Here is a 23,162-nt window from a genome sequence, read left to right as displayed (position 1 = left end):
CGGTCCTTGTGGAGCCCGATCCGCCCTGCTCTGATGGGCAGTCATGGGGGTTGAGCAGGTACACCGCACAGTGGAGGCGGTGTGGCGAATCGAGGCCGGGCGGGTCGTCGCCGCCCTCGCCGGGCTGGTACGCGATGTCGGCTGGGCCGAGGAACTCGCCCAGGACGCCCTGGTCGCCGCGCTGGAGCAGTGGCCGCGCGACGGCGTACCGGCCAACCCGGGAGCGTGGCTGACCACTGTCGGGAAGCGGCGGGCGATCGACGCGTTGCGACGCCGCAAGCTGTTGGAACGGTCGGTCGAACAGCTCGGGCAGGATCTCGGCGACGACGGGTTCACCCCGAACTTCGACGCGACCTTCGAGGAGCGCATCGACGATGACCTGCTGCGGCTGGTCTTCACGGCCTGCCACCCGGTGCTGTCGCCGCAGGCGCGGGCGGCGCTGACCCTGCGCGTGCTGGGCGGGCTGAAGACCGAGGAGATCGCCAGGGCCTTCCTGGTGTCCGAGACCACTGTCGCGCAGCGGATCACCCGGGCCAAGAAGACCCTGGCCGAGGCGCAGGTGCCGTTCGAGGTGCCCGGCGTGGCGGCGCGGGGCGAGCGCCTCGCCTCGGTGCTGGAGGTCATCTACCTGATCTTCAACGAGGGCTACTCGGCGACGGCCGGCGACGACTGGATGCGCCCGGCGCTCTGCGCTGACGCGCTGCGCCTGGCCCGCCTCCTCCAGGAGTTGATGCCCGAGGAGCCGGAGGTGCACGGGCTCGCCGCGTTGCTGGAGATTCAGGCGTCGCGTACCGCCGCCCGGGTCGACGCCGACGGCGAGCCGGTCCTGCTGCTGGAGCAGGACCGGGGGCGCTGGGACCGGCTGCTGATCCGCCGGGGCCTGGCCGCCCTGGACCGGGCACGGGCGGCGGACGGCCCGCCCGGTCCGTACACCCTCCAGGCGGAGATCGCCGCCTGCCACGCCCGCGCGGCGACCCCGCAGGACACTGAGTGGGCGCGCATCGCCGACGGCTATGCGGAGCTGGCCCGGGTCGTACCGTCGCCGGTCGTGGAGCTGAACCGGGCCGTCGCGGTCTCCTTCGCGCACGGCCCGGCCGCCGGTCTGGAACTGGCTCAGGCGCTGGTGCAGGAGCCGGCGCTGGCCCACTACCACCTGCTGCCAAGCGTCCTCGGTGACCTGCTTGCCAAGCTGGGCCGCCACGACGAGGCGCGTGCCGAGTTCGAACGGGCCGCCGAACTGACGGGCAACGAACGCGAACGCGCCCTGCTGCTCGCCCGTGCCGCCGACTGCGCCCGCGGTGTCGCGCCGAGCCGCTGAAAAATTCTCCGCCCGCCATGTCGTATCCCGGCCCGGCCGCTCGACGCGTCAGTGAAAAGCCGGCCCGGCCGGCACGCGGGACCGGCCACCGGCCGGCGAGAGGAGGACACATGACGACAATGACCAGCACCGGTGGTGCGGGGTCCGCCGTGGCGGGCGTCGACTCCCGGCGTACGGCGACCAGGGCGCTGCTGGTCGGCGGAGCCGCCGCCGGCCCGCTGTTCGGGCTGGTGGCCGCCGCCCAGGTGCTCACCCGCGACGGTTTCGACCTGAGCCGGCAGCCGCTCAGCCTGCTCGCCCTGGGCGATCTGGGCTGGATCCAGATCACCAACTTCGTGGTGACCGGGCTGCTCGCCGTGGCCGGCGCGGTCGGGCTGCGCCGGGCGCTGCGCGGTAAGCCGGGCGGGACGTGGGGACCAGCGCTGATCGGCGTGCACGGCGTCGGTCTGATCATCGGGGGTGTGCTGGTCTCCGACCCCAGCATGGGCTGGCCTGCCGGCGCGCCGGAGGGTGCGCCGGAGGAGATGAGCTGGCACGCCGTCGGCCACGGCGTGGGCGCGATGCTGGCCTTCGGGTCGCTGACCATCGCCTGCCTGGTCTTGGCCCGCACCTCGTGGCGGGCCGGCGAGCGCGGCTGGGCGACCGTCAGCCTCGGCAGCGCACTGGCCGTCGTCGCGATCCTGGCCTGGCCCGACCAGGGCAGCATCAGCGTCCGGATGGCGCTCGCCTGCGTCGTCGTCTTCGGCTGGCTGACCGCGCTCTGCGGTCGAGAGATCACCAACTGACCACTGTTCGTCGACAACGAAAGGATCGATCGATGCGCTACATGATGATGCACAAGCTTGACGAGACCCTGCCGGGGGCGTTCAACCCGAGTCCGGAGTTCCTGACCCGGATGGAGTCCTTCATGAAGGAGGCCGGGCAGTCCGGCATCCTGCTCGCCGCCGAGGGGCTCTGCCCGACCTCCAAGGACGACGCCACCCGGATCACCGTGACCAGCGGCAAGACCACAGTCACCGACGGGCCGTTCACCGAGACCAAGGAACTGATCGCGGGGTTCGCGCTCGTGGACGTGCGCTCACGCGAGGAGGCCGTGGAGTGGGGGCGACGGTTCGCCGACATTTTCGCCGGGACGATCGGTGACGTGGAGGTGGACATCCGCCGGGTCTACGAGAGCCCCGAGTAGGGCTAGCCGGCCTCGCCGCGCCGCCACCCCTTCGTCGGGGTGGCGGCGCGGCGCTGTTGTGGACGGCCAGGGCTTACGCGTCGAGCGACGCCTTGGCGGCGTCGATAGCGTCGAACAACTCCTCGCTGTGCTCGAAGCCGTCCTCGACGGCAGCCATGTCGACCCCGCATTCGCGCTGCCGCGCCCGCAGCAGCGTCTCCTGAACCGGACTCACCGGGAAGGCCAGCGGGTCGAGCCCTTGGGCCTTGGCCAGGTCGTCAACCAGGAGCCACTTGCGGCCCTCGTCGTAGACGACCACACCGGCGGCGATTCCCCTGGTCCACTGGTCGAACAGCGTGGCCAGGCTGGTGCTGGCACGGACCGACTCCCAGGAGTCTTCGGAGACCGGGTAGCGCCAGATCTCACCCTCGTGCTCGCCCGCGAGGACGAACGTGTAGAGGAGGAAATCGAAGTGGAACAGGGGCAGTTGCTGCCGCCACGGGAACGGCGTGCCGATCGACAGCCCCAGATAGTCCAGCGCCTCCCCGCCCTCCGGCCATGGCATTCGCCATCCGACGTTGGGCAGCACCTGCCGGTCGGGCCAGCGCTGTGAGTGCAACCAGGTGAGCTGCTCCGCCACGTGATCCACGTCGAAGATCCGGTGGACCTGATCCGGCGGTCGCCCGGCCGGCTGCTCGGGCTGCTCGGGCCAGTCGAGGCCGGCAGCCGTCGCCGCGACGCGGTACCCGTGCACCGCGTCGCGCAGCACGCGCATGTCATCGAGCATCAGGAAGCTCCTCGGCTACGGGGCCTTGGGGGTCATGCAGAGGCTAGCCCCGCCCCCGCTGACCTTGAAGGCGAAGCTCGGGCCGCCGGCGTCGACCCACGGCTTCACTGGCAACACGACGAACTTCGTTTCGTTTGTCACCTTGCACTTGCCGTAGAACGAGTTGATGTCTCTGGCCTGCGGCAGCGACTCCGTCGTCGGCACCAGCTTGAGGTCGGCGACCTGACCGGTCAGGTTGACCGCCTGGTCTGTAGCCCAGAACGGGAATTCGTCGCAGGTCTGACCGGGCACCCGCACGTCGCACGCGTTCGGCTTGAACTGTGCGTCGTTGAACCAGCCGTGGTCGTAGCCCTTGGCGCGCGCTGCCTGACCGTTCACGCTGCGCGCCGGGTAGAACCACACCGCCCGCGTCGGCGGCTGCGGGAACCCGCCGTCGCCCATCGCGGCCACGATGTGCTTGCCGGTGTAGATGAGGTCCTCTCCCCGATAGTTCTTGCCGCCGGGGACGTAGACGATGACGTTGTCGTCACATCCGGCTTTGCCCTGGGTGCCACGCTGGGCCGTGCACGCCGCGTCGATGATCCGCTTGAGTCGCGAGTCCTCGCTGGAGTCCCACGCGAAGGCGAGATCACGTTGGTCGGCCACCAGCTTCGTGGTCTTGATGACTTCGGCGTAGACCTTCAGGCTGTTGTACCACTCGCCCTCGTCCAGGCCCCAGTTGTCGAACGTGTCGAAGTCGACGTCGTGCTCGATCGGGTACTCGATGAGGCCGTTGACGCCGATCGTGCTGGGGAACAGGATGGCGAGCAGGACGCCCAGCACGACACCGATGCCGATGCCGGCGGCACCGACGACGATCCACGAGGTGCCGGCGGCGGCGGCCGGAGCAAGCGCCACAACCTCCACCGTCTCCGCGATGGGAGCCAGGAGGGTCGCGCAGGCGCCGCTGGCACACCAGGCGATCGGTGCCGTCGCGCCCGGCACCAGCAGGCGGGCCTGCGGGGTGGCGTCAACCGAGGCGATCACCGGGCCGCGGCCGGTCGGGGCCACCGCGAAGAGCATGTTGGTGATGCTGTCCGCGCAGTCGAGCAGCTTCTCGCCCGACGGGGGCAGGAAGGCGTCGAGGCAGCTGCTGTCCGATGCCCGGTAGCAGCCGAGGAAGACCTCCGTGCTGCCGGCGGGTACCGGCACCGTGGCGCGTGAGCTGGCCGCGATGTAGAAGTCGCCACCGGCGCCCGCGCACTGCGACGCCTCGCTGGCGGTCGTTTGTGTGGTCGCCGCCGACACCTCGTCCACATGGACCATCGTGGTGAAGTCACCGGCGAGTTCCCGGGCCACCGTGCCGTCGGCACGCAGCGCTTCGACCCGGAACGCGTACGACGTGTACTCCTCCAGCGGCTCGATCGGGAGCTTGATGACGCTGTCGGCAGTGCACGGGTTGGCCACGTTGCCGTTGCCGTCCACGCAGAGCTGCTCCACGGAGAACTGGTCGTAGATCTGGCCGTCCAGATAGGCGCGGTAGCTCGTCTCGTTGGCGGGCTGCGGGTGCCAGCTGGCGAGGGCGCCCCCCTCGTCCGGGTCCAGGGTCAGACCGGCATCGACGTCCGGCGGCGGAGGCGACGCGTCCGTAGTGAAGGACGCCGTGGCGGGCGTCGCGGACCGGTTGCCGGCCAGGTCGATTGCGACCACGGAGACGGTGTGGTTGCTGGACGGCTGCAACCCGGTGATCGAGTACGAGCGCGTGCCGACTGTGGTCCGCTGTGCGGTGCCGCCGTCGACGGTGACCTCGTATCCGGCGAGGCCGTAGTTGTCGGTTGCAGCGTTCCAGGTCACCTTGGCGCTGGTCGCCGTGATCGTGCCGACCGTCAGGCCGGGGACGTTGCTCGGCGGGATCAGGTCCACCACGGTGATGTCGCGCAGGATCTTCGCGTACCGGTGGGGCTCACGTTCCGCGCGGGAACAGACCTGGACCGGGCCCAGGTGCGGCGGGCGCATGCTGGTGGTCCACGAGGCAGACCAGTTCGTGACGCCGGGCGGCGGCGGACCGAAGGTGAAGCTGGACGAGGTCGTCTTCTCGATCGAGACGTCCACCATCGTTGCCTGCTTGTGCAGGTAGCCGTTGATGGCGATCTTGCCGTTCGCGTCTACCGCGACCTCGGATCCGGCGGTCGGTCCCTCCAGCCGGATGGAGGCGTGGTTGATGTCCTCCGGTACCGATGGGTCGCTGCACGCCGGAAGTTGCTCCTCGGTCACCGCCGCCGGAGCCGCCTGGGCGGAGGGCGGACTGATCAGGGAGACCGGTAGGACGAGCGCGACGGCCAATGCTGTCGCGCGGAGGGACCTGCTGAAATACCGATGACGTGTGTGGTCGGCCATGCCGCTCCATCCCCCGTAATGGATCAATACGGGCACATTCTTTCATCTTGATCTATATTCGGGCCACCCAATATTGTCCGTGCTTCCGAGGTGCGTGGTCGCGGTACGGTGGCAGTCTTGCCGTTCGCAAAATCTCCTCTTTCGGGAACAAAGGGAAGCATCGATCCTCGGCGCGTTCCCTGTCACGTACATGAGCGGTTGTACCGCGTGTGACCGTGACCTCTGTGGAGTGCCCGACCTGGCGAGCCGCCTGGGCCGAGCGCGAGAACGAGCGGCGCCGGCACACGTACCGCACCGCGATCGGCACCTGGCGACGACGCGGCGAACACCTGACCCGCCTGCGGATCGAGGCCGCCGGGTTCCTCGGGTGCACGCAGCCGCGTACTGGCCTGCCGGTCGACCTCGACGACGACGAACTCGTCTTCCGGATCCTCCCCGTCGCCGACCTGGTCGAGGCCGAGGCGAGGCACGTCCCCGGCCTACCCGCGCCGGGGCCGCTCACCTGCGCCGAAACGGTGAGCGACACAGTGCCGCCGGGCCTGCGCGTCATCGACACCGGCATGGCGGTGGTGACCAGCCACCGCGTGGCCTTCGCCAGCCGCGAACACCGACGCGAATGGCGGTACGCGGAGCTGACCGACCCCGCGCACCATCCCGACGTCCCGGTCACGCTGCTGCCGGACCATGACACTCTGGGTGGGCTGCGCGTCCCGGCCAACGCCGTGGTGAACTTCCGCTTCTATCTCGCCCTCGCCATCGCTGCCGCCGCCGGTGACCGCGCCGACGTCGTCGCCGAGATCGACGCCCTGCTGGCCGGCCACCGTCGCGAACGGCCGACGCCGCCACCGCCGGCGGAGCCGGACGAAGCGCCACTGATCGCGGTACGCCCCGACCGCCGGGCCCTCGCCGCCGCAGCCGTCGCGACTGTGGTCGTCGCGACGCTCGGCCCTGCCGTCGGGCCACCGCAGGCAGGGCCGGCACCGCGGACGGCGTCCGCCGTGGTCGCGGTCGGCCCGCCGCGTGCGGTCGGGCCGGTGACGTTCCAGATGGGTACGACCAACCTGCCAACTCCGGCAGCGCCAACGCGGGTTACCGGTGCTGCGCCGGCCGGGCCGTCGAACCCTGCGCAGCCCGTCCGGCCAGTGGCCCCGTCGCGCACTCCGGCTCCGCCGGCTGCACCGCCCACGGCTGCTGCCCGGCCCGCTGCGCCGGCCACCGCTCCGGTCGCGTCCACCGTACCGGCTCCGCCTACCGCTCCGGCCCCATCCGCGAGTGTTCCGCCGACCCCGCCCACACCATCGCCGTCGCCCACCGCGACGGGGGTGGCCACCACCACGCCGCCGCCGCTCGACCTCACGCTGCTGACGGCCTGCCTGGATCCGCTGTTGCCGCTGGTCGACCGGCTGCTCTGCCCGCCGGCCGAGTCGTAACCCGTTGCTGTTGTCGGGTCAGCCTGTGGCGCCGAAGTCGGGGACGGTGAGGGCGCCGTCCGGGCCGAGCGGGAAGCCCGGGTTCCAGGCGATCTCCCACACGTGACCGTCCGGGTCGGCGAAGCAGCCGGCGTACCCGCCGTAGAACGTCTCCCGCGCCGGCTGGGTAACCTCGGCGCCGGCCTTGACCGCGGCGGCTATCAGCTCGTCGACCTCCGCCCTGGATCGGACGTTCTGGGCCAGGGTCATGGCGCCGGTGCCCGGATCGGTGATGCCCGCGTCCGCGGCGAGCTTGTCGCGGCTCCAGAGGACGAGAGCCAGGCCGCCGGCCTGGAAGAAGACCGTCTCCTCGACCTCCTGGCCACGCCAGCCGAGCTGCTCGTAGAAGGCCTTGGCGCGCGCCACGTCCGTGACCCCGAGAGTGACCAGACTGATTCGCTGTTCCATAGGCAGATCCAATCACTCAGGAAAGGCGGGCGGCCTGGATGCTGGCTCCGCGCTCGGGGCTGAGGTCACGCTAGCGGTGAGGTGTGACGTGGGGTTTCCGTTCCTCCATCACCCGCCTGGGTCGATGTCGCTGACGACACGCACTTGGGGGAGCTTGTCCCAGCCCTCCCAACCCATAGCACCGATGCTATGGGTTGAGCGGCGTTTTACATCGACCTACTGGCCAACCGAGGCGTGCTGCTCGGTGAGCCGCACAGCAGACAACTCGACGGTAAATTGCGAGAACTCCGGTTCTACCTGGAACGCGACGCGGTACGAGTGACGTACTGGATAGCCTCCGATCGGAGGATCATCCTGCTCACGGTGTTCCGCAAGACACGGATGCGGGAGGACCGGGAGGTCGAGCGGGCTCGCCGCGCATTTGAGCGGTGCGTGGCGGAGCGGCACATCGTGAACGAGGGGGCAGAGCGATGAGTGATCGCCTGGACTGGATTGATCTGCGCGAGCGGCGAATGTCGGAGCCGGGAGCGGCCGAGACCTACGAGGCCACCCGGATAGCGTTCGAGCTTGGTCAGGAGGTACGTCACCTGCGCGAAGGGCATGGTTGGAGTCAGACCGAGCTGGCGCGGGCTGCCGGCATGACCCAGTCTGCGGTGGCACGCTTCGAGGCCGGGGGCACCGTACCGACCTTGCCGGTCCTGGAACGCCTCGCGCGAGCCCTGGACCGGAGGCTGGACGTCAGGTTCGCACCGAACGCGGACGCCGCCTGACCGTGCGCCGGCTCCGGTCCGCTCTGACCGGCAGAGGCAAGCCCGGGAGGTCCCCGGAACGCGCACGACGGAGTGGAACCATTACCGATGGCAATGGTTCCACTCCGTTGTCAATGCTCGTACCCCGGTGGCGTTGACCCCGAGTCACGGCGTCCTGCCACCGCGTGTCACACGATGGAGATCGACCGGATCTGGGTGTTGCCCTTGGTGTCGACGTACACCTTGTAGTCGCCGACGGTGTAGGTGCCAGCAGCGTTGTTGTTGATGGTGAACGTGCCCGTCACAGCAGACTCGCTGCCGTCGATACGGGTCTGCTTCACCGTGATGGTCAACTCGTTCGTGTTGCCCTTCAACTTCTTCACCACAGCCGACGGCTTCGCGTCGGTGACCGCGTTGGCCACAGTCACGTAGACCGCGTCGGGTGACGAGAACTCCGCGTTCTTCTGCCCGTCACCGAACTGGAAGAAGCCCCGCTGTTCGATGGCCCCGCGACCCGGGAACGGATCCGGGTTCGACGCCAGGTACGTCGGGTTGACCTTGTACAGGTCCGTCTTGGAGTCCGCGAGCTTGGCCTGCACACCGGTGTACGGCGCGTCGGTGATCGCGAGGTTCACCGACAGGTAGATGGCGTTGGGGTTGGTGGCCGAGATGCGCGACGAGAAGTACTTGTCGGCACTCTGCCCCGCGGGAACGGCCAGCGGCACAACCTGGCCGCCGACGAGAATGTTGAACCGGAAGTCGCCGTAGCCGCCGGCGATGAACTTCGCCCACGCCGCGTCCGACATGTGGCCGGGGCGCTCCACCTTGAACTCGAGCCGCATCGGTGCCACGTACGTGCTGCTCTGGAACTCGGGGTCGGTCAGGGGCAGGTAGACCCCTCCCGGTTCGTGGCCCAGCGCGAAGGCCGCCGCCGTCGGGGCCGAGTTGCCGCGCCCGTTCCACATCGGGATGTTGAACGAGGTGGCGCCGAGCAGGGCCTGGTTGCCCAACTTGTTCGCGCCGACAGCGCCCGACGCATCCTTGTAGGTTCCGATCGTCACGTCGAGCAGGTCGAGGTCCGCCCGGTCGGCGTTCAGCCCTGGCATGTCCGCCCACATGAACTTGGCGCCAGCGGGCCCGGTGTACCGGGCCATCTCCACCATGCCGTCGGCCATGATCTTGGTCATCTGCACTGCCGAGTCGACCTTCATCCGCTCGTTGGCGGTGTGCCACCAGCGCTCGTTACCAGGGATGACGGCGCCGAAGGCGGTCATCTTGTTGCGGAAGTTGCTGGCCAGGGTGCCACCGGTCGTGCCCTGCGGGTACACCACGTCCCTGAGGGCATAGGGATCCGGGAACTGCTGCGGGCTGCGGTTGATCGAGGCCTGGTAGCTCCCGAACTGAAGGGCCGTCAGCGGGTTGTCGTGAGTGACGTACAACCCGGCGCCGATGGGCGAGCCGAGGTTGCCGATGGTGAACCCCTTCGCCTGGAATGCGGCAGTGGCTGCTGCCGTTGCCTGGCTGGAGTCAGCCGCGGTGACGTGCATGCTGCGCACGTACATCGGCATGCTGAGGTTGCCGGTGGCGTCCGTGTAGAAGCTCGTGGGGGTTTCCGAGTTGATGTTTGCCATGAGGGCGAGGGTCAGGTTCGGCGTGCCGTTGTTCGGGTTGCGCAACAGGTTCGCCGGGATGCCCATGTACTTGCCGATATAGGCTTCGCCCTCGACACCGTCACGGAAGAACAGGTCGGTGATGCCGTCGGCCGCCTTCTTCAACTCCAGGTCGGCGGCCGTGCCTCCCACAGCGCCGAGTCCCTCGGAGATGAGGGACATCCCCCACACGACGGCGTTCTTGCCGTACTGCGGGGTCGGCATCTCCATCGCCACATCGGTGTTGATCTCCAGGGTGAGCGAGTCACCGGTGATCGTGGTCTGCACCTTGGGCGTGGTGCCGGGAGCAGCCGGGAGCCAACCCTTCGTGGTCGCGGCAGCGGTGATCGCCGACACGAACCGGTCGCGCTCGGCGGAACTGGCGCCCGCCACGTCGAGGGTGAAGATGGCCCGCGAGGCGATCTGCGTGGTGCTGCCGTACGCGATGTCCTTGAGCGTCGGGTCGCCTTCGCGCAGCGTGACGCCGGCCGTGGCAGCCGTCAGCCGGAAGGCCTTGGTGCTGTCCGCCGCCAGGCTCATCGACACTGCCGGGGTCACCGAGCCGGAGTTGCCGACGATGACCGGGAACCGCGAGTCGGAGGTGTACGCCGCAATAGGCATCTCCTCCCGGTTGAGGTTCTTGTAGGCCCAGTTGTCGTAGAAGCTCGGGTTCGAGTTGTACGGGATGGACTGGAAGGCAGCGGTGTTCGCCGCCGTGGGCGTACCGGGACCGCCGTCTTCGTAGATTCCCATGACGATGCGGATGCGACGGTCGAGAGGCAAGCCCGCCTCGAGCAGCGCCTTGGCCGCGAGCAGCGTCGCCAGCGTCGGGCCGCTGTCGTCCTGGATGCCAGCCCCGTAGACCCAGCCGTCCTTGATGTAGGGCGAGTGGTACGCGCCAGGAGTGCCGAGGTTGCCGTCGGCGTCCCGCCAGCGCGCCAGCTGGGCAGCTGAAACGGAAGACGTCGGCGAGTCCAGGTGGCTCAACGCCATGATCATTTCTGGGGCGTCCGGGTCACCGATCTCGGCGTAGACGTACTTGTCGGCTTGGCGCTGCACGACCACCGGGAAACCCAGGTCGGTGGCCAGCTTGACCACCCAGGCGAGCTTGGCGACCTTGCGGTCGTACTCGTTCTGGTTGGCTGAGGTGTTGCTGACCGGGAAGGGGTACGTCGTCGCGGCCGTGCCGCCTCGGGAGATGGAGTCGTAGCTCGACCCGTCCAGCATCGCTCCGACCAGAGTGAGCGGGTTATAGGTGCCGTCGCCCGCCCGCGCGCTGTTGACGCGCCCAGCCAACGCCTCGACCTCCGCGTGGATGGCGTCGCGCTCGGCGTCGGTCACCGACAGGTCGTAGGTGACGCTCGGCTGGAAGCGCTCCTCGCCGGAGATTGTCGCGGAAGCGTTGGCCGGTGGGGCAATGGTCGCCACGAGGGTCGTGGCGACCAGGACGGAGAAAATCGATTTCCGTCTGTCTTTCATGCAAGCTCCAGTACAGGGGGGATGACGCAGTGGTGACAGCACACACCAGCCGGGCCCCCAGCGGCCGTAACCTGGGATTTTTTGAGGATCATCTGAGAATCGGCTGGAAGCTCGCCCGCACTGCCGTAGCAGGATCAGGCGGCGATCGTCCGAGCGGTGGCGTACACGTCGGCGGGGAGGGCTTGGCGCAGCCGCCACAGGATGCGCATCGGGCGATCTCCGGTGTGCGACTCGTACGTCATGGCGCCGGCGTACAGGTACGCAGGCGCGCCCAGGTCGCGGTCGGCGATCCGGGTTTCCCGGACGAAGAGGTGCACTGTCGAGCCGCCCGAGGTGTAGCGCTGCCCCGTTGCCGACGCCGACGAGGTGGTGCTCTGCGACTCCCACTGGAACAGCGTGTCGGTGATGGCCCGGTCGGCGTACATGGTGGTGGGGGAGTAGTGCGCCTCGGACTTGACGAGGGTGACGAAGAACAGGTCGGCCTGCGCGTCCGGTAGCCACTTCACGCCTTCGCGCAGTGAGCCCGGGTTGGGCATCCCGAAGGCGGCACATGCCTCGTTGCGGCTGTAGCGGGCGTGCACCCGCAGCGGCACTTCGCCGGGGCCGGCAGTCGGCGTGACCCGATGGATGCGGTCCCGCAGCACGTCGGCGACCTGCCGCAGCTCAGCGCAACGCGCCGGTTCCTTCCACAGCCGCGCCAGCCGCTCGTCCCGTGTCGCCAGAGGTGCGTTCGGCCCCCACAGACTGAAGTGCAGCATGTCCAGTAGGCGGCTGTTTCCCGCGTACACCTGCTGACCTGGCGCGGGCGGTCCGGCCGTGACCTGGATCAGCAGGTCCAGCCGGTCGGGGTCGTCGGTGTGCAGCATGCGGCCGATGGCCCGGCCCAGATCCCGGTCGTCCGGGCCGGGCGCGGACGTCTCGATGCCGGCGAGTCGGCGCAGCCCGGTCCAGCCGCCAAGGCTGGCCGACCGGTACACGTCCTCGATCTCCAGACCGGTCTCGCGGAGAAACGTCGCCAGGTTGACGTCGCCGAGTTGCCGCAGCTCAGCCACCAGGCCGGCCTTCGAGGTGGGCAGCGCCGACTTCAGGTTGGCGAGCACCAGATCCTTCGCCACCCGGTCCAGTTCGACGTGGCAGCCACTGGGCAGGCTCGGGAAGTCATCCCGGACCGCCTCGGTGATGGCCCGCCGGCTCACCCCGGTCAACGCACGCCAGCGCAGGTCGAAGCGGAAGTTGGCGTGCTGCCCGCCGATGAAGTCGAGCACCGTGAGACAGGGCTTGTCATCGTCGAGGCGCAGCCCGCGGCCGAGCTGTTGCAGGAAGATCGTGGCGCTCTCGGTGGGCCGCAGCATCAGGATCGTGTCGACCATCGGCAGGTCGACGCCCTCGTTGAACAGGTCCACTGTGAAGAGCACCCGCAGCTTGCCGGCCTTGAAGTCCCGCAGCAGTCCCGCCCGATCTGTGCCGGTCCGCGAGGTCACCGCCGCCGCCTCGACACCGTGCTTCGTGAACCAGTCGGCCATGAACTCGGCGTGCCCGATGCTCACGCAGAACCCAAGTGCCCGCATGCGCCTGACGTCCACCTTGTCGCGGACCGCGCGCAGTACCAACATTGCCCGAGCATCATTGCCGGTGTAGATGGTGTTGAGCTGTGTCGGGTCATAGCCCTGCCCGCGCTTCCAGGTGACGTGCGACAGGTCCACGTCGTCGTGCAGCCCGAAATACTGGAAGGGCGCAAGCAACTGCCGCTCCAACGCGTCCCACAGATGCAGCTCAACGGCAGCGCGGCCGTCGAACCACCGGCGCACGTCGCCGCCGTCGGCCCGGTCGGGGGTCGCCGTCAGTCCCAGGAGTACGCGGGGACGCAGCCGCTCCAACAGCCGGGCGTACGTCGGCGCCTCCGCGTGGTGGAACTCGTCCACGATCACCATGTCGTACGCCTCGGGGTCGACCTCGCGGCGATGCAGCGACTGGATGGAGGCGAAGACGTGCTTCCAGCCGTTCGGCTTCTCGCCCGCGACGAGCGCCTCGCCGAAACTGCCGTCCCCCATCACCTGCCGGAACGTCGACAGGCTCTGCCGCAGGATCTGCTCCTGGTGGGCGACGAAGAGCAGTGAGTCTGCTCGTCCCGCCCTGTGTAGCCGGCGGTAGTCCAGGGCGGCGACGACGGTCTTGCCGGTGCCGGTTGCCATCACCACGAGGTTGCGCCAGCGCCCGTGCACCAGCCGCTCGGCGTCCAGGTCGGCAAGGATCTCCGCCTGGTACGGGTACGGGCGCACATCCAGGTTCGAAATCTGGGTGGGTGCGTCGTCGCGGCGCTCCCCGCTCAACGCGTGCCGCAGCCGCTCGGCGTCCCTGGTCGCGTCGTACGCCTCGAACGCCGGATCGTTCCAGTAGTCCTCGAACGTCGCCGTGAACGTGTCGATGACGTGCGGCTGCTCCATGTTCGAGATGCGGACGTTCCACTCCACGCCGTCCACAAGTGCGGTCTTCGACAGGTTGGACGAGCCGACGTACGCGGTGGTGGTGCCGTTGGACCGGCGGAACAGCCACGCCTTGGCGTGTAGGCGGGTCGTCCTGGTCTCGTACGACACCTTGACCTCGGCGCCCAGCTCGGCGAGCCGATCCAGCGCTCGTTGATCGGTGGCACCGAGGTAGGTCGTGGTGATGACGCGGACCCTGCCGCCACGGGCGACCAGCTCGCGAATGGCTGGCTCGACGATGCGCAGGCCGTACCACTTGATGAACGCGCAGAGCAGGTCGACGCTCTCGGCCGACGCCATCTCATGGTTGACCTCGTGACCGATGCGGGGCTGGTGACGGCCGTTGACCAGCAGCGCGCCGGTGGAGAGGGGAGTGGTCGGGCGCTGTGGGAAGGCTGGTAGCGCGGGAGGGGCTGGCGGGGCGGCGATGGCGTGCAGCAGATGCTTGGCGTCGGTTACCTGGTCCTGGTCCGTCGCTGCCTTTGGGCTCAGGGTGGCGATGGCTTCGGCGATGCGGTTCGCCATCTCGACCTGGTGGTGGAGCTTGTCGTCGCCGTTGGGGAGGGCTTGCAGGGCGCGGGCGGCCAGAGCGGCGATGTGGCGGGCGAGGGTGTGGTGGGCGTCGGCCGGGTCGAGTTTGTGGTGCTGGATCAGGGCGGGGTCGACGTGTTGGAGGCGGCTGGCCAGCTCACGGGTGATCAGGTGCTCGTAAACGCCCCGTCCAAGATCCGTCATTTCGGCAAGGTAGCGGGCCGGGAACGGTGGCACTGCCCCGACATGCTGGCCTTTCGGACTCATCAGGATCATCGAAGGTTGGAGCGGCGGTGATCGACTGGGCGTCGACGAAGCTCATCTGGGCAAGGCTGGCTGGACGCGGATCGCGCCAGTCGCCCGGGGACAGGGTCAGGTGTTCGTGTCGCCGAATTCGCGTACGCCGTTGACGTCCAGCGTGATCCGTCCGTTCTCGGTCCACTGGCTGGTGGCGGCGAGCCAACTCGGGTCGTCGCGCTCGTCGATGTCACTCCAACTGTGCCGGTGATGCCGTAGCTGGATCGGCCCGGTGGATTCGCCAGGAGCGAGTGCCCCGCCGGTGAAGGTGAGCTCGACCCAGCCGGGGACCGGCGTTCCCGGGATCGGGTAGCCGGGCGGCGTCGGCGTGCCGCTTGGCGGCGGCCCTGGTGGGATGAAGAACTGCACCGTCTGCCGGACCCGGTCGCAGCCCAACGCAGCCCAGTCGCAGTTTGTCACCAGCGAGGTGTTTCCGCCCTCGAAGCGCAGGTGGTAGCGCACCCGCACCGTGGACAGATCGAGCGACCCGGTGCCGGTGTTGGTGACCTTAAGGCTGTACTGGATCTGGTTGTTCTTCGGCGACCAGTCGAGGTTGAGGTAGCTGACCGTCGCGCGGCCGCTGGCCGTGCGCACGGTGATGGCGGGCGAGCTGTCGGAGTAGCCGCCGAGCGCGCGGGCGGCAACCGCGATCCGGTACGTCGTACCGGGTGCGAGGTCGGTCAGCGTGATCGTGGTGTCGAGCGTGGTGCCGAGCCAGCGGTACGTGTTGGGGCCCAAGGGCACCTGCACCTCGTAGTTGATCGGCTGCTCGGCGGCGGGATCCCCGATCCATTTGGAGGGTGTCCAACTGAGGGTGAGCTGGTGTGGTCCGTTGGCCACCACGGTCGGGGTGCCGGGGGTGCTGATGGCCGGGCCGTCGGCACGGGCGGCGTTGACGGCGAGCAGGCTCGCCAGCGCGGCGACGGTGACGGCGGCGGTGACGCGGCGAGCGGACATGGTGCGAACGCTAGGGCGGATTCCTCGCAAATAATAGGTGAGTGTCAATATGTGGGCTTGGGGCTCGCGCCTCGGTCAGGCGACTGCCCACGGTGGCCACCCGTCGGGACGGACAGCCGCCTCGAAACCCGTGATACCTGTGAGTCATCTTGATGACTCACAGGTATCACGCTCGTCAGGACAAAGCCGCCCGGCAACGCCCCAGACCGTTCCATCCGTGCTGGTCCGGCCTCACGGGTTCCAGTAGACGAGGACGCTGGCCTGGTCGAAGCGTCGGTCCTTCAGGTCGGCACGCTGGATCACCCAGTGGATGCTCGCGCCGCCTTGTCTGCCGCCGTGGAACTCGGCAAGCACAACCCAGTCACCATGGTCGGGTGGCCCGCCACCGAGCATCGACCCGCCGGACCGGCCGGAGGGGTTGGCGCCCAACCATGCGGGGTTGAAACCGTTGCAGTCAGTGCCGTAGCCGCCCAACAGCAGCGGCGTCGTCCAGCCTCCAAAGGAGAACGCGCCATCCGGCACGTCACGCAGGACGTCCTTCCATACGTCGGTCATCTCTTCGAACGGGGGATCTCCCGGTAGCGGCGGAGACCACGGAGGGCCCGGGATCGTCTTGACGTAGGGCAGAGATATGTCGACCGTGAGGTGCAGTTCGCCAGGCGGGATCTCCGTGTAGACCTCGGCGAACTCTTCTTCGTCGGGCGGGAAGTCGGGTGGATATTGCTCTCGCTCCTCGACGGCCACGCCTGCAGGCACGTACCTGACCTCGCCCCAGCCGTTTTCTTCGGGCCAGCCGAACAGCAGCAGTTGGCCGTCGGACGGTAGTGGAAGGTCCGTCACGTCTGCCGGAAGGGCAGCGCAGTCGATGGTGGCGATCAAGGGGAACTCGGGGTCCTCGGCGTCGGCCGGAAGCATCACGGGCCCACGGATGGCGCCCACGACCGGGCCGTCACCTCCCTGTGTCAGAAGGGCAGACGGGCGGGCGAGTTCCAGCCAGCGTTCCACATCGGCAGCGGGAATGCCGCGGCGCAGCGCCTCGGCGCGGACTTGATCGAGGATCTTCACGTTTCGGGGAAGCACGGGAGCACCGTAGATCAACCGTGCGACGACACCGCGATTTGCCGTCGGCGGGCGGCATGCGGAACCGACCGGCCATAGCGTCCGAACCACGGATTTCCGCGAGCGCGCGATCTGAGGAGGCGACCATGCAGGCGACCGAGAATGCTGCATTGCCGGGGGAGCGGGCCCCGGTCATCGTGAACGTCGACAGGTGGCAGGCCGGGCTGCCACCGGCCGCCTGGCCCGCCACCTTTCCGGCGAACGGCGAGATCTGGCGGCGCGACGTCTTCGCAGTGGCCGGCGCGTACCGGGCCGGCTCCGCGAGCGCCTGCCAGCTGCTGACCGCCGTGCTGGTCTGGGGTTACGGGCCGATCGGGTACGGCCCGTGGCGCACCGCCAAGTCGCTCGCTGCCGATCCGGACGGCAAGCGCCTGGCGTACGCGCTTGAGGAGGTTTCCGGGTCGGCGCCGGACGAGGCCGCGCTGGGTACGGCGTACCGACGATTGTCCGACCCTGACCACGCACGCCTGCCGTGGCTGGGGCCGGGCCTGTTCACGAAGGTCCTCTACTTCGTCGGCTATCAGCGCGGCGTGGGTGGTGTGCAGCCCCTGATCCTGGACCGTGTCGTGGCCAGCCGCCTCCCAGCCGAGGCCGGTGTCAGCCGTGACAACGGGTGGTCAACCGAGGAGTGGCTGGTCTATCTGCGGTGGGCAAGTGGGCAGGCCCAGGCAAGAGGAGTTGAGCCGGACGCGGTGGAGATGGCGGTGGTCCACGACGGGTGAGGCGGCTACGCCGCAGCGCGGAGGCGGTCGTCGAGCGCGTCGAGGTCGGGAACGAACCAGACGTGCCCGCCCTGGTTCGACTCGTGCACGAGGGCTCGCAGCGCCGAACTCTCCGCGACGTGCGCGGAGATGTCGCCGACGACGGCCAGCCGCAGCCGGTAGTTGACGAACTTCTGCATGACGTCGCCGGCGAAGCGGGTGCCCAGCGAGAAGAAGCGCGCGTCGAGCCGGTTTGCTGGCACGGCGACCACCTGAGCGCCGAGGAAGGCCGCGCCGATCAGGTCCAGTGCGTCCTGTTCGGTGGCGACCAATGGGCCGGCCGGGTCGCAGACCAGCACCTGCACCCCGGCGCGTTCCTGCATCTCGTCAGGCATCGTGGACCTCCCGGTCGAATAGGCCGTTGTCGGCGTTGAGGACGGCGTCGAGCAGGTGCAGCAGCTCGGCGGTGGCGGCGGGGTCACCCAAGATGATGATCTTCAAGCGGTGTCGATCCTCGTCGTGCACTGTCTGCACCCGTAGCGGGCTGGTCTGGTTGTGGCCGGTGTTGGCGCTGGCCAGCACGAGCGTCCCGAGTCGGTCGGCGGCTGCCCGGTCGACGCCGTCGATCTGCACGATGCTCGACACCTCGGCCGGCCCGGGGGCCACGGCGGGCGGCGTCTGCCCGGTGAGCGCATCGAGGTCGCTTGCGGCGATCCGGTACTGCTTGCCGATCCGCACCGCTCGCAACCGGCCGGCCCGGATGTAGGCGCGCACCGTCCGCACGTGCAGCCCGAGCCGGTCGGCAACCTGCTCCACGGAGTACATGTCGTCCTTCATTGTTCGCTAACCTACCCTGAACTTCAGGTGATCGGGAGTAATAGGGAGTGGTGCTGTCCGCACCGTCCCAGCGGAATGGATTAAGCGAGCGACCGATGTCGGACCGTTCCAGTACGGTCTGGAAACCATGGACGCGCGGCTCGGCGACGCCATCATCGGGCGGGATCATCCCGCGGCCCTGCTGCGCGCCGAACTGGACCGGGCGGCCACCAGCCATGGCGGTCTCGCCCTGGTCACCGGCGAGCCTGGCATCGGCAAGACCACCCTTGTCACAGCGGCGGCGCGGGAGGCTCGGCAGCGCGGCGCGCTGGTGCTCGGCGCCGCCTGCTGGGATTCCGACAGCGCTCCCGGTTACTGGCCGTGGGTGCAGGTGCTGCGCGGCCTGCGGCGCTCCGCCGAGGATTGGGCGGTGGCGCGGCAGCCCGCCGAGCCGGCCCTCGCGGCTCTGCTCGGCGAGACCGGCGCCGAAACCGACCAGGCCGGCCGCACCGCCAACTGGGCCGGTATCGACACAGGCGGGGACATCGCGGACCGTGAGGCGTTCGCCCTGTACGACGCGGTGACCGCCGCGCTGGTCGCCGTCTCCCAGCACCGGCCGGTCGTGGTCGTCCTCGACGATCTGCACTGGGCCGACCCGGCATCGCTGCGGCTGCTGGCTTTCGCCGCCCAGCACACCTGGTTCGAACGGCTGCTGCTGATCGGCACCTACCGCGACGCCGAGGTCGAGTCGGGCGACCATCCGTTGCGTCCACTCCTGATGCCTTTGGTCGCCAAGGCCACCACGATCACCCTCAGCGGCCTGACGCGCGACGAGGTGGCCGCGCTGATCACGCGTACCGCCGGGCGGGAGCCCGACGCCGACCTGGTCGACCGGGTGCACGGCCGTACCGGCGGAAATCCGTTCTTCGTCGAGGAGACCGCCCGGCTGTGGCGCGCGGACGGCGGGGCGGGGATGATCCCACCTGGCGTACGGGAGACGGTGCGGCGTCGGCTGGCCCAGTTGCCGGCGGCGGTGGTCGAGGCGCTCACCGTCGCCGCCGTGCTGGGCCGCGAGTTCCACAGGCAGGTGCTGGCAGCCAGCTCGGCGACCCCGGCGGCGCAGGTCGACAGGCTGCTCGACCGGGCGGTGACCGCCCGGCTGGTGGTGGCCCGGGGCGGCGGCCGGTTCGCCTTCGCTCACGACCTGGTCCGGGAGACGCTCTACGACGGGCTCACCGAGGAGGATCGGCAGGCCCGGCACTTCGCGGTGGTCCGGGCGATCGACCTGCCGACCGAGGTGACCGACCGGCTCATCCCGGCCGACGTGGCCCGCCACGCCTACCTGGCCGGTCCTGCGCTCGATCGGGGCCGGGTCACCGAGTTGCTGATCGCCGCCGCGCGGCACGCGTTCTCCCGGCTGGCCATCGACGAAGCGGAGGCGCACTTCGGCCGTGCGCTGGAGGTCGTCGAAGACCCCGCGCAGCGGGTGCGGCTCCTCGTCGAGTTCGGTGGGATGCGCTACCACCACGCTGGCCGCGAGGAGGCCGTGCGGCTTCTCACCGAGGCCGCGACGCTGGCCCGTACGCTCGACGACCGGGTGTTGCTGGCCCGCGTCGCGCTCACCGTGCACCGCTCCCGCCAGGTGGATACCGGCCGCTCGATCGAGACGTCCGAGCTGGTGCGGGAGGCGTACCGTCGGCTGATCGGCGAGCCGGACGACAAGGCCCCGGTCAGCACGCTGGTCACCGATCTGATCACCGCGACGGAGACGATCGCCCGTCGCGGCCGCGACGACGAGGCGCTCACCTTCAGCCTGTGGGCCCGCCACGACACGACCTGGGGCCTGGGCACCGCCGGGGCCCGGGCGGCGCTCACCGCCGAGATCCGGGAGGTCGCCCGCCGCTCGGGAGACCGCGAGACCGAGCTGTGGGCCACCTCGCTGCGCTGGGTGGCGCTGCTGGAGCTCGGCGATCCCCGCTTCATGGAGGAGTTCACCACCTTCGTCGCCGCGGGCGAGCAGGGCGAACTGGCCCGTCACCGGATGGCGGCGGCCGTCGACGGCGGGATCATCGCGGCGTTCCGAGGTGACTTCGGCGAGGCCGACAAACGGTTCGGCGCCCTTGTGGAACTCTCCGACCCCGGTCACGCCGAGTTCGCGTTCATGGGCCACCACGTGCTCTGGTCCCGGCTGCTGCTCCAGGGCCGGTTCGACGAGCTCGACACGCTGCTGAACGGCCTGGGGCCGACCGACTACCCGTATCGGGAGTTGCTGTTGGCGATCACCGCGGCGGAACGCGGCGACGACGAGGCGGCCGTGCGACTGACCGGCGATATCGAAACTGCCGGCATCCGGTACCCCCGGCCGGTGTCACAGCTGTGGCTGCGACTGCGTGCGCAGGCCGCCGCTGCCTCCCGTGACCCGCAGCGCTGTGACGAGGCGCGGGCCGGGCTGACCCCCCACAGTGGAGAGTGGATGGTGGGGCTGTTCGGCTGCGACATCAGCGGTCCCGTCGCCCACTGGCTCGCCGTTGTCGACGCCGCGCAGGAACGCTGGGACGACGCCATCGCCGGGTTCGCGGCGGCCCGCGACTCCGCCGACCGGCTGGGTTCCCGCCCCTGGTCGCTCATCGCCCGCGCCGGGCTGGCAGACACTCTTGCCGCCCGCGGCCACGCGGGCGACGCCGCGACCCTGGCCGAGCTGCGCGCCGCCATCGCCCGCGACGCCACAGCCCTCGGCATGCCCCACGTCCTGCACCGACCCGGCACCCCAGCGCCAGCCACCGCCGCCGCCCACTTCGCCAGCCCCAACAAGGCCGCCACGCCCAACCAAATCGCCACGCCCGCCCAGACCACCTTGCTGCTAAGCCAAGCCGCCGCGCCCGGCCATACCTACGAGTTTCGGCGCGACGGTCTCGTCTGGCAGCTCGCCTACGCGGGCGTCGTCGCCCAGTTGCCCGACGCCAAGGGCCTGCACGACCTGCACCTGCTGTTGAGCCGGCCGGGCGGTGACGTGCCGGCCGTGGAGCTGCTCGACCCGGCCGCCGGGCCGGAGCTGGTCGCGGCCCGGCGGATGGGCGGTGACCCGGTCCTGGACGACGAGGCGAAGGCCCGCTACCGGCGGCACCTGGAGCGCCTCGACGAGGAGATCGACCGGGCCGCCGCGCGCGGAGACGACCGGAAGGTGGCCGCGTTGGACGCCGAGCGCGGCGCGCTGCTCGACGAGCTGCGCGCCGCGGCGGGGCTGGCCGGCCGGAGTCGCCGGTTGGGTGACGAGGCGGAGCGGGCCCGCAAGACGGTGACCGCCCGGATCAGGGACACGATGCGCAAACTCGACGAGCGGCACCCAGCGCTGGCCGGTCACCTGCGCGAAGCCGTCTCGACCGGCAGCACCTGCCGCTACCTGCCGTCCGAGACGGTGCCCTGGCGGCTCTGAACACCTCGAGGCGTACCCCGATGGTCTTTCGAAGAGATGGGCGCGCTGCGCAGGCCGCCGGTTCGGCTCAGTCCTTGGGTTGGGGGTTCAGGACTCGGGCGAGCCAGTCGGCCTGGGCGCGACGGGCCGCGGCCGAGACGCGCACCTGCGGGAACAGCGCCGAGAACCCGTGGAAGCCGCCGGCCCACACGTGCAACTCGGCCTGACCACCGGCGGCCCAGATCCCTGTCGCGTAGGTGACGTCCTCGTCGCGGAAGACCTCGGCGGTCCCGGCGTCGATGTAGGTGGTCGGCAGGCCGGACAGGTCGTCGGCCAGCGCGGGGGAGACGTACGCGGAGGCGGTGTGCCCGCCGAGGACGCTGCGCCAGCCGAACTCGTTCATCTCCCGGGTCCACACGCCGTCCGGGCCGCTGTACTGACGGCTGGACGTGGTCTCGTTGCGATGGTCGAGCATGGGGCACGACAGCAACTGGGCGGCGATGAGGGGGGTGCCTCGGTCACGGGCCATGAGCGTCACACCGGCGGCCAGGCCACCTCCGGCACTGGCACCGGCCACGACGATACGGGCCGGGTCGATGCCCAGGTCGGCGGCGTTCTCGGCCACCCAGAGCAGGCCCTGGTAGCAGTCGTCGACGAGGGTTTCGCCAGTTGCCTCCGGGGCCAGCCGGTAGTCCACGGTGATCACGACGGCGCCGAACTGGTCGAGCCATTCCAGTGGGACGTCGATGTTGGAGAACCGGTCGCCCCACATCATGCCGCCGCCATGGATCCAGTAGACGCAGGGCGCTCCGGCGGCACGGTCGGTGGGGCTGAGGATTGACAGCGGGATCGGAGTGCCGTCAGAGGCGGCGACGGTGACCTCCCGCCGCTGCACCGAGCGGCCGGCCAGGTGGGTTTCGATCGGCGGTTGGGGGAACTGGCGCAGCAGCTCGATCACCTCGGGGCCGAGGGGTGGCATGGACGGCAGGTCGGCCAGGGGGACGAGCAGTTCGGGGTCGATGGTCGGGCGAGGGGTGTTCATCGAGGGTCCTTCCGTTGGTGTCTGGTCGCCGGTTTCAGAAGGTCGCCTTGCCGCCGACCGGCACCGCGTCGGTGTACGTGGACTCGCCGGCCAGCAGCGGCTGGAGCTTCGCGACAAGGGCCTGCGCCTGTTCGCCGCCGAAGAACGCGCTGTGCGCCTCGGCGCTGGTCCAGCCCTCGACGACGTGTACGACGTCAGGGTCGGAGGCCGATCGGGACACCAGGAAGACGAGGCAGTCGTCGTTGGGCAGCGACGGCGCGTCGAGCAGCAGCTGGATCAGCTCGTCGGCCTTTCCCGGCTGGGCGGTCATCGTGGCCTGGAACCCGTGGCGGACGGTCATGGGTGAAACTCCTCATCGTCGAGCCGTTCTGGAAAACTGACACTCCAATGGAAGCACCCCTACC

19 protein-coding genes are annotated in these 23,162 nt (G+C 69.6%); 8 read left to right on the top strand and 11 right to left on the bottom strand.

Translation table 11 applies throughout. From position 1 onward, the window contains the following. The first annotated feature begins 43 nt into the window (after positions 1–43). From ADK66_RS13310 to ADK66_RS13300, 3 genes are all read left to right on the top strand, one after another. Positions 44–1,318, top strand: coding sequence for an RNA polymerase sigma factor (locus ADK66_RS13310; RefSeq protein ID WP_053655203.1), 1,275 nt, complete (start codon positions 44–46; stop codon positions 1,316–1,318). Positions 1,319–1,428: 110 nt separating this feature from the next. After that, complete coding sequence (locus ADK66_RS13305; RefSeq protein WP_053655201.1) at positions 1,429–2,103, top strand: DUF998 domain-containing protein; 675 nt, start codon at positions 1,429–1,431, stop codon at positions 2,101–2,103. A gap of 32 nt (positions 2,104–2,135) precedes the next feature. Beyond that, positions 2,136–2,504: a YciI family protein gene (locus tag ADK66_RS13300; RefSeq protein ID WP_053655200.1), complete on the top strand. Its 369-nt coding sequence runs from the start codon at positions 2,136–2,138 to the stop codon at positions 2,502–2,504. A gap of 73 nt (positions 2,505–2,577) precedes the next feature. Here ADK66_RS13300 and ADK66_RS13295 read toward each other — a convergent pair whose 3' ends face one another. Both ADK66_RS13295 and ADK66_RS13290 read right to left on the bottom strand, forming a co-directional pair. Beyond that, positions 2,578–3,270, bottom strand: coding sequence for a hypothetical protein (locus ADK66_RS13295; RefSeq protein WP_053655197.1), 693 nt, complete (start codon positions 3,268–3,270; stop codon positions 2,578–2,580). A 15-nt stretch (positions 3,271–3,285) separates the two neighbouring features. After that, positions 3,286–5,646 carry a fibronectin type III domain-containing protein gene (locus ADK66_RS13290; RefSeq protein ID WP_053655185.1) on the bottom strand — a complete coding sequence of 787 codons (2,361 nt, stop codon included), beginning with the start codon at positions 5,644–5,646 and terminating at the stop codon, positions 3,286–3,288. Positions 5,647–5,861: 215 nt separating this feature from the next. On the opposite strand from ADK66_RS13290, the gene ADK66_RS13285 reads away from it, so the two are divergent. After that, positions 5,862–7,076 (top strand): hypothetical protein, encoded by a 1,215-nt coding sequence (locus ADK66_RS13285; RefSeq protein WP_157552442.1) that lies wholly within the window; start codon positions 5,862–5,864, stop codon positions 7,074–7,076. A gap of 18 nt (positions 7,077–7,094) precedes the next feature. Here ADK66_RS13285 and ADK66_RS13280 read toward each other — a convergent pair whose 3' ends face one another. Further along, the gene (locus ADK66_RS13280) at positions 7,095–7,523 is read right to left on the bottom strand and encodes a VOC family protein (protein WP_053655181.1); all 429 of its coding nucleotides are present in this window, start codon (positions 7,521–7,523) and stop codon (positions 7,095–7,097) included. A 210-nt stretch (positions 7,524–7,733) separates the two neighbouring features. Here ADK66_RS13280 and ADK66_RS13275 point away from each other — a divergent pair, with 210 nt between their 5' ends. Together ADK66_RS13275 and ADK66_RS13270 are read left to right on the top strand one after the other, a co-directional pair. Further along, on the top strand, positions 7,734–7,997 hold the full coding sequence (locus tag ADK66_RS13275) for a type II toxin-antitoxin system RelE/ParE family toxin (RefSeq protein ID WP_082377435.1): 264 nt from the start codon (positions 7,734–7,736) through the stop codon (positions 7,995–7,997). Then, entirely contained in the window at positions 7,994–8,293 is a 300-nt protein-coding gene (locus ADK66_RS13270; RefSeq protein WP_053655179.1) for a helix-turn-helix transcriptional regulator, read from the top strand. The genes ADK66_RS13275 and ADK66_RS13270 overlap by 4 nt, the downstream gene beginning before the upstream one ends. A 167-nt stretch (positions 8,294–8,460) precedes the next feature. On the opposite strand, the gene ADK66_RS13265 is transcribed toward ADK66_RS13270, so the two are convergent. From ADK66_RS13265 to ADK66_RS13250, 4 genes are all read right to left on the bottom strand, one after another. Continuing rightward, complete coding sequence (locus ADK66_RS13265) at positions 8,461–11,400, bottom strand: M20/M25/M40 family metallo-hydrolase (RefSeq protein ID WP_082377434.1); 2,940 nt, start codon at positions 11,398–11,400, stop codon at positions 8,461–8,463. A gap of 134 nt (positions 11,401–11,534) precedes the next feature. Further along, positions 11,535–14,618, bottom strand: a complete 3,084-nt coding sequence (locus ADK66_RS13260; RefSeq protein ID WP_053655251.1) for a DEAD/DEAH box helicase — start codon at positions 14,616–14,618, stop codon at positions 11,535–11,537. A 168-nt stretch (positions 14,619–14,786) separates the two neighbouring features. Then, complete coding sequence (locus tag ADK66_RS13255) at positions 14,787–15,668, bottom strand: cellulose binding domain-containing protein (RefSeq protein WP_053655175.1); 882 nt, start codon at positions 15,666–15,668, stop codon at positions 14,787–14,789. A 231-nt stretch (positions 15,669–15,899) separates the two neighbouring features. Then, complete coding sequence (locus ADK66_RS13250) at positions 15,900–16,748, bottom strand: DUF1963 domain-containing protein (protein WP_157552441.1); 849 nt, start codon at positions 16,746–16,748, stop codon at positions 15,900–15,902. Positions 16,749–16,873: 125 nt separating this feature from the next. On the opposite strand from ADK66_RS13250, the gene ADK66_RS13245 reads away from it, so the two are divergent. Then, positions 16,874–17,509, top strand: a complete 636-nt coding sequence (locus ADK66_RS13245; RefSeq protein WP_053655171.1) for a hypothetical protein — start codon at positions 16,874–16,876, stop codon at positions 17,507–17,509. Between the two features lie 5 nt (positions 17,510–17,514). Here ADK66_RS13245 and ADK66_RS13240 read toward each other — a convergent pair whose 3' ends face one another. Next, positions 17,515–17,883 (bottom strand): DUF4180 domain-containing protein, encoded by a 369-nt coding sequence (locus tag ADK66_RS13240; RefSeq protein ID WP_053655169.1) that lies wholly within the window; start codon positions 17,881–17,883, stop codon positions 17,515–17,517. Continuing rightward, on the bottom strand, positions 17,876–18,325 hold the full coding sequence (locus tag ADK66_RS13235; protein WP_197281513.1) for a helix-turn-helix domain-containing protein: 450 nt from the start codon (positions 18,323–18,325) through the stop codon (positions 17,876–17,878). The genes ADK66_RS13240 and ADK66_RS13235 overlap by 8 nt, the downstream gene beginning before the upstream one ends. 127 nt (positions 18,326–18,452) lie before the next feature. On the opposite strand from ADK66_RS13235, the gene ADK66_RS13230 reads away from it, so the two are divergent. Next, positions 18,453–21,737 (top strand): AAA family ATPase, encoded by a 3,285-nt coding sequence (locus tag ADK66_RS13230; RefSeq protein ID WP_053655167.1) that lies wholly within the window; start codon positions 18,453–18,455, stop codon positions 21,735–21,737. Positions 21,738–21,804: 67 nt separating this feature from the next. Here ADK66_RS13230 and ADK66_RS13225 read toward each other — a convergent pair whose 3' ends face one another. Then, positions 21,805–22,758, bottom strand: a complete 954-nt coding sequence (locus tag ADK66_RS13225) for an alpha/beta hydrolase (protein ID WP_053655165.1) — start codon at positions 22,756–22,758, stop codon at positions 21,805–21,807. Between the two features lie 34 nt (positions 22,759–22,792). Further along, positions 22,793–23,098 (bottom strand): putative quinol monooxygenase, encoded by a 306-nt coding sequence (locus tag ADK66_RS13220; protein ID WP_053655164.1) that lies wholly within the window; start codon positions 23,096–23,098, stop codon positions 22,793–22,795. Between the last annotated feature and the right edge of the window lie 64 nt (positions 23,099–23,162).

It is taken from the genome of Micromonospora sp. NRRL B-16802 (assembly GCF_001279555.1).
GTDB lineage: Bacteria > Actinomycetota > Actinomycetes > Mycobacteriales > Micromonosporaceae > Micromonospora > Micromonospora profundi.
This window is presented reverse-complemented; position numbering and strand designations above follow the sequence as displayed.

Coding starts and splice junctions, on each gene's coding strand:
- ADK66_RS13235 (WP_197281513.1), bottom strand. CDS start 18,325: ATGAAGGACGACATGTACTCCGTGGAGCAGGTTGCCGACCGGCTCGGG.
- ADK66_RS13230 (WP_053655167.1), top strand. CDS start 18,453: ATGGACGCGCGGCTCGGCGACGCCATCATCGGGCGGGATCATCCCGCG.
- ADK66_RS13310 (WP_053655203.1), top strand. CDS start 44: ATGGGGGTTGAGCAGGTACACCGCACAGTGGAGGCGGTGTGGCGAATC.
- ADK66_RS13290 (WP_053655185.1), bottom strand. CDS start 5,646: ATGGCCGACCACACACGTCATCGGTATTTCAGCAGGTCCCTCCGCGCG.
- ADK66_RS13295 (WP_053655197.1), bottom strand. CDS start 3,270: ATGCTCGATGACATGCGCGTGCTGCGCGACGCGGTGCACGGGTACCGC.
- ADK66_RS13245 (WP_053655171.1), top strand. CDS start 16,874: ATGCAGGCGACCGAGAATGCTGCATTGCCGGGGGAGCGGGCCCCGGTC.
- ADK66_RS13255 (WP_053655175.1), bottom strand. CDS start 15,668: ATGTCCGCTCGCCGCGTCACCGCCGCCGTCACCGTCGCCGCGCTGGCG.
- ADK66_RS13305 (WP_053655201.1), top strand. CDS start 1,429: ATGACGACAATGACCAGCACCGGTGGTGCGGGGTCCGCCGTGGCGGGC.
- ADK66_RS13270 (WP_053655179.1), top strand. CDS start 7,994: ATGAGTGATCGCCTGGACTGGATTGATCTGCGCGAGCGGCGAATGTCG.
- ADK66_RS13220 (WP_053655164.1), bottom strand. CDS start 23,098: ATGACCGTCCGCCACGGGTTCCAGGCCACGATGACCGCCCAGCCGGGA.
- ADK66_RS13225 (WP_053655165.1), bottom strand. CDS start 22,758: ATGAACACCCCTCGCCCGACCATCGACCCCGAACTGCTCGTCCCCCTG.
- ADK66_RS13260 (WP_053655251.1), bottom strand. CDS start 14,618: ATGACGGATCTTGGACGGGGCGTTTACGAGCACCTGATCACCCGTGAG.
- ADK66_RS13300 (WP_053655200.1), top strand. CDS start 2,136: ATGCGCTACATGATGATGCACAAGCTTGACGAGACCCTGCCGGGGGCG.
- ADK66_RS13265 (WP_082377434.1), bottom strand. CDS start 11,400: ATGAAAGACAGACGGAAATCGATTTTCTCCGTCCTGGTCGCCACGACC.
- ADK66_RS13280 (WP_053655181.1), bottom strand. CDS start 7,523: ATGGAACAGCGAATCAGTCTGGTCACTCTCGGGGTCACGGACGTGGCG.
- ADK66_RS13240 (WP_053655169.1), bottom strand. CDS start 17,883: ATGCCTGACGAGATGCAGGAACGCGCCGGGGTGCAGGTGCTGGTCTGC.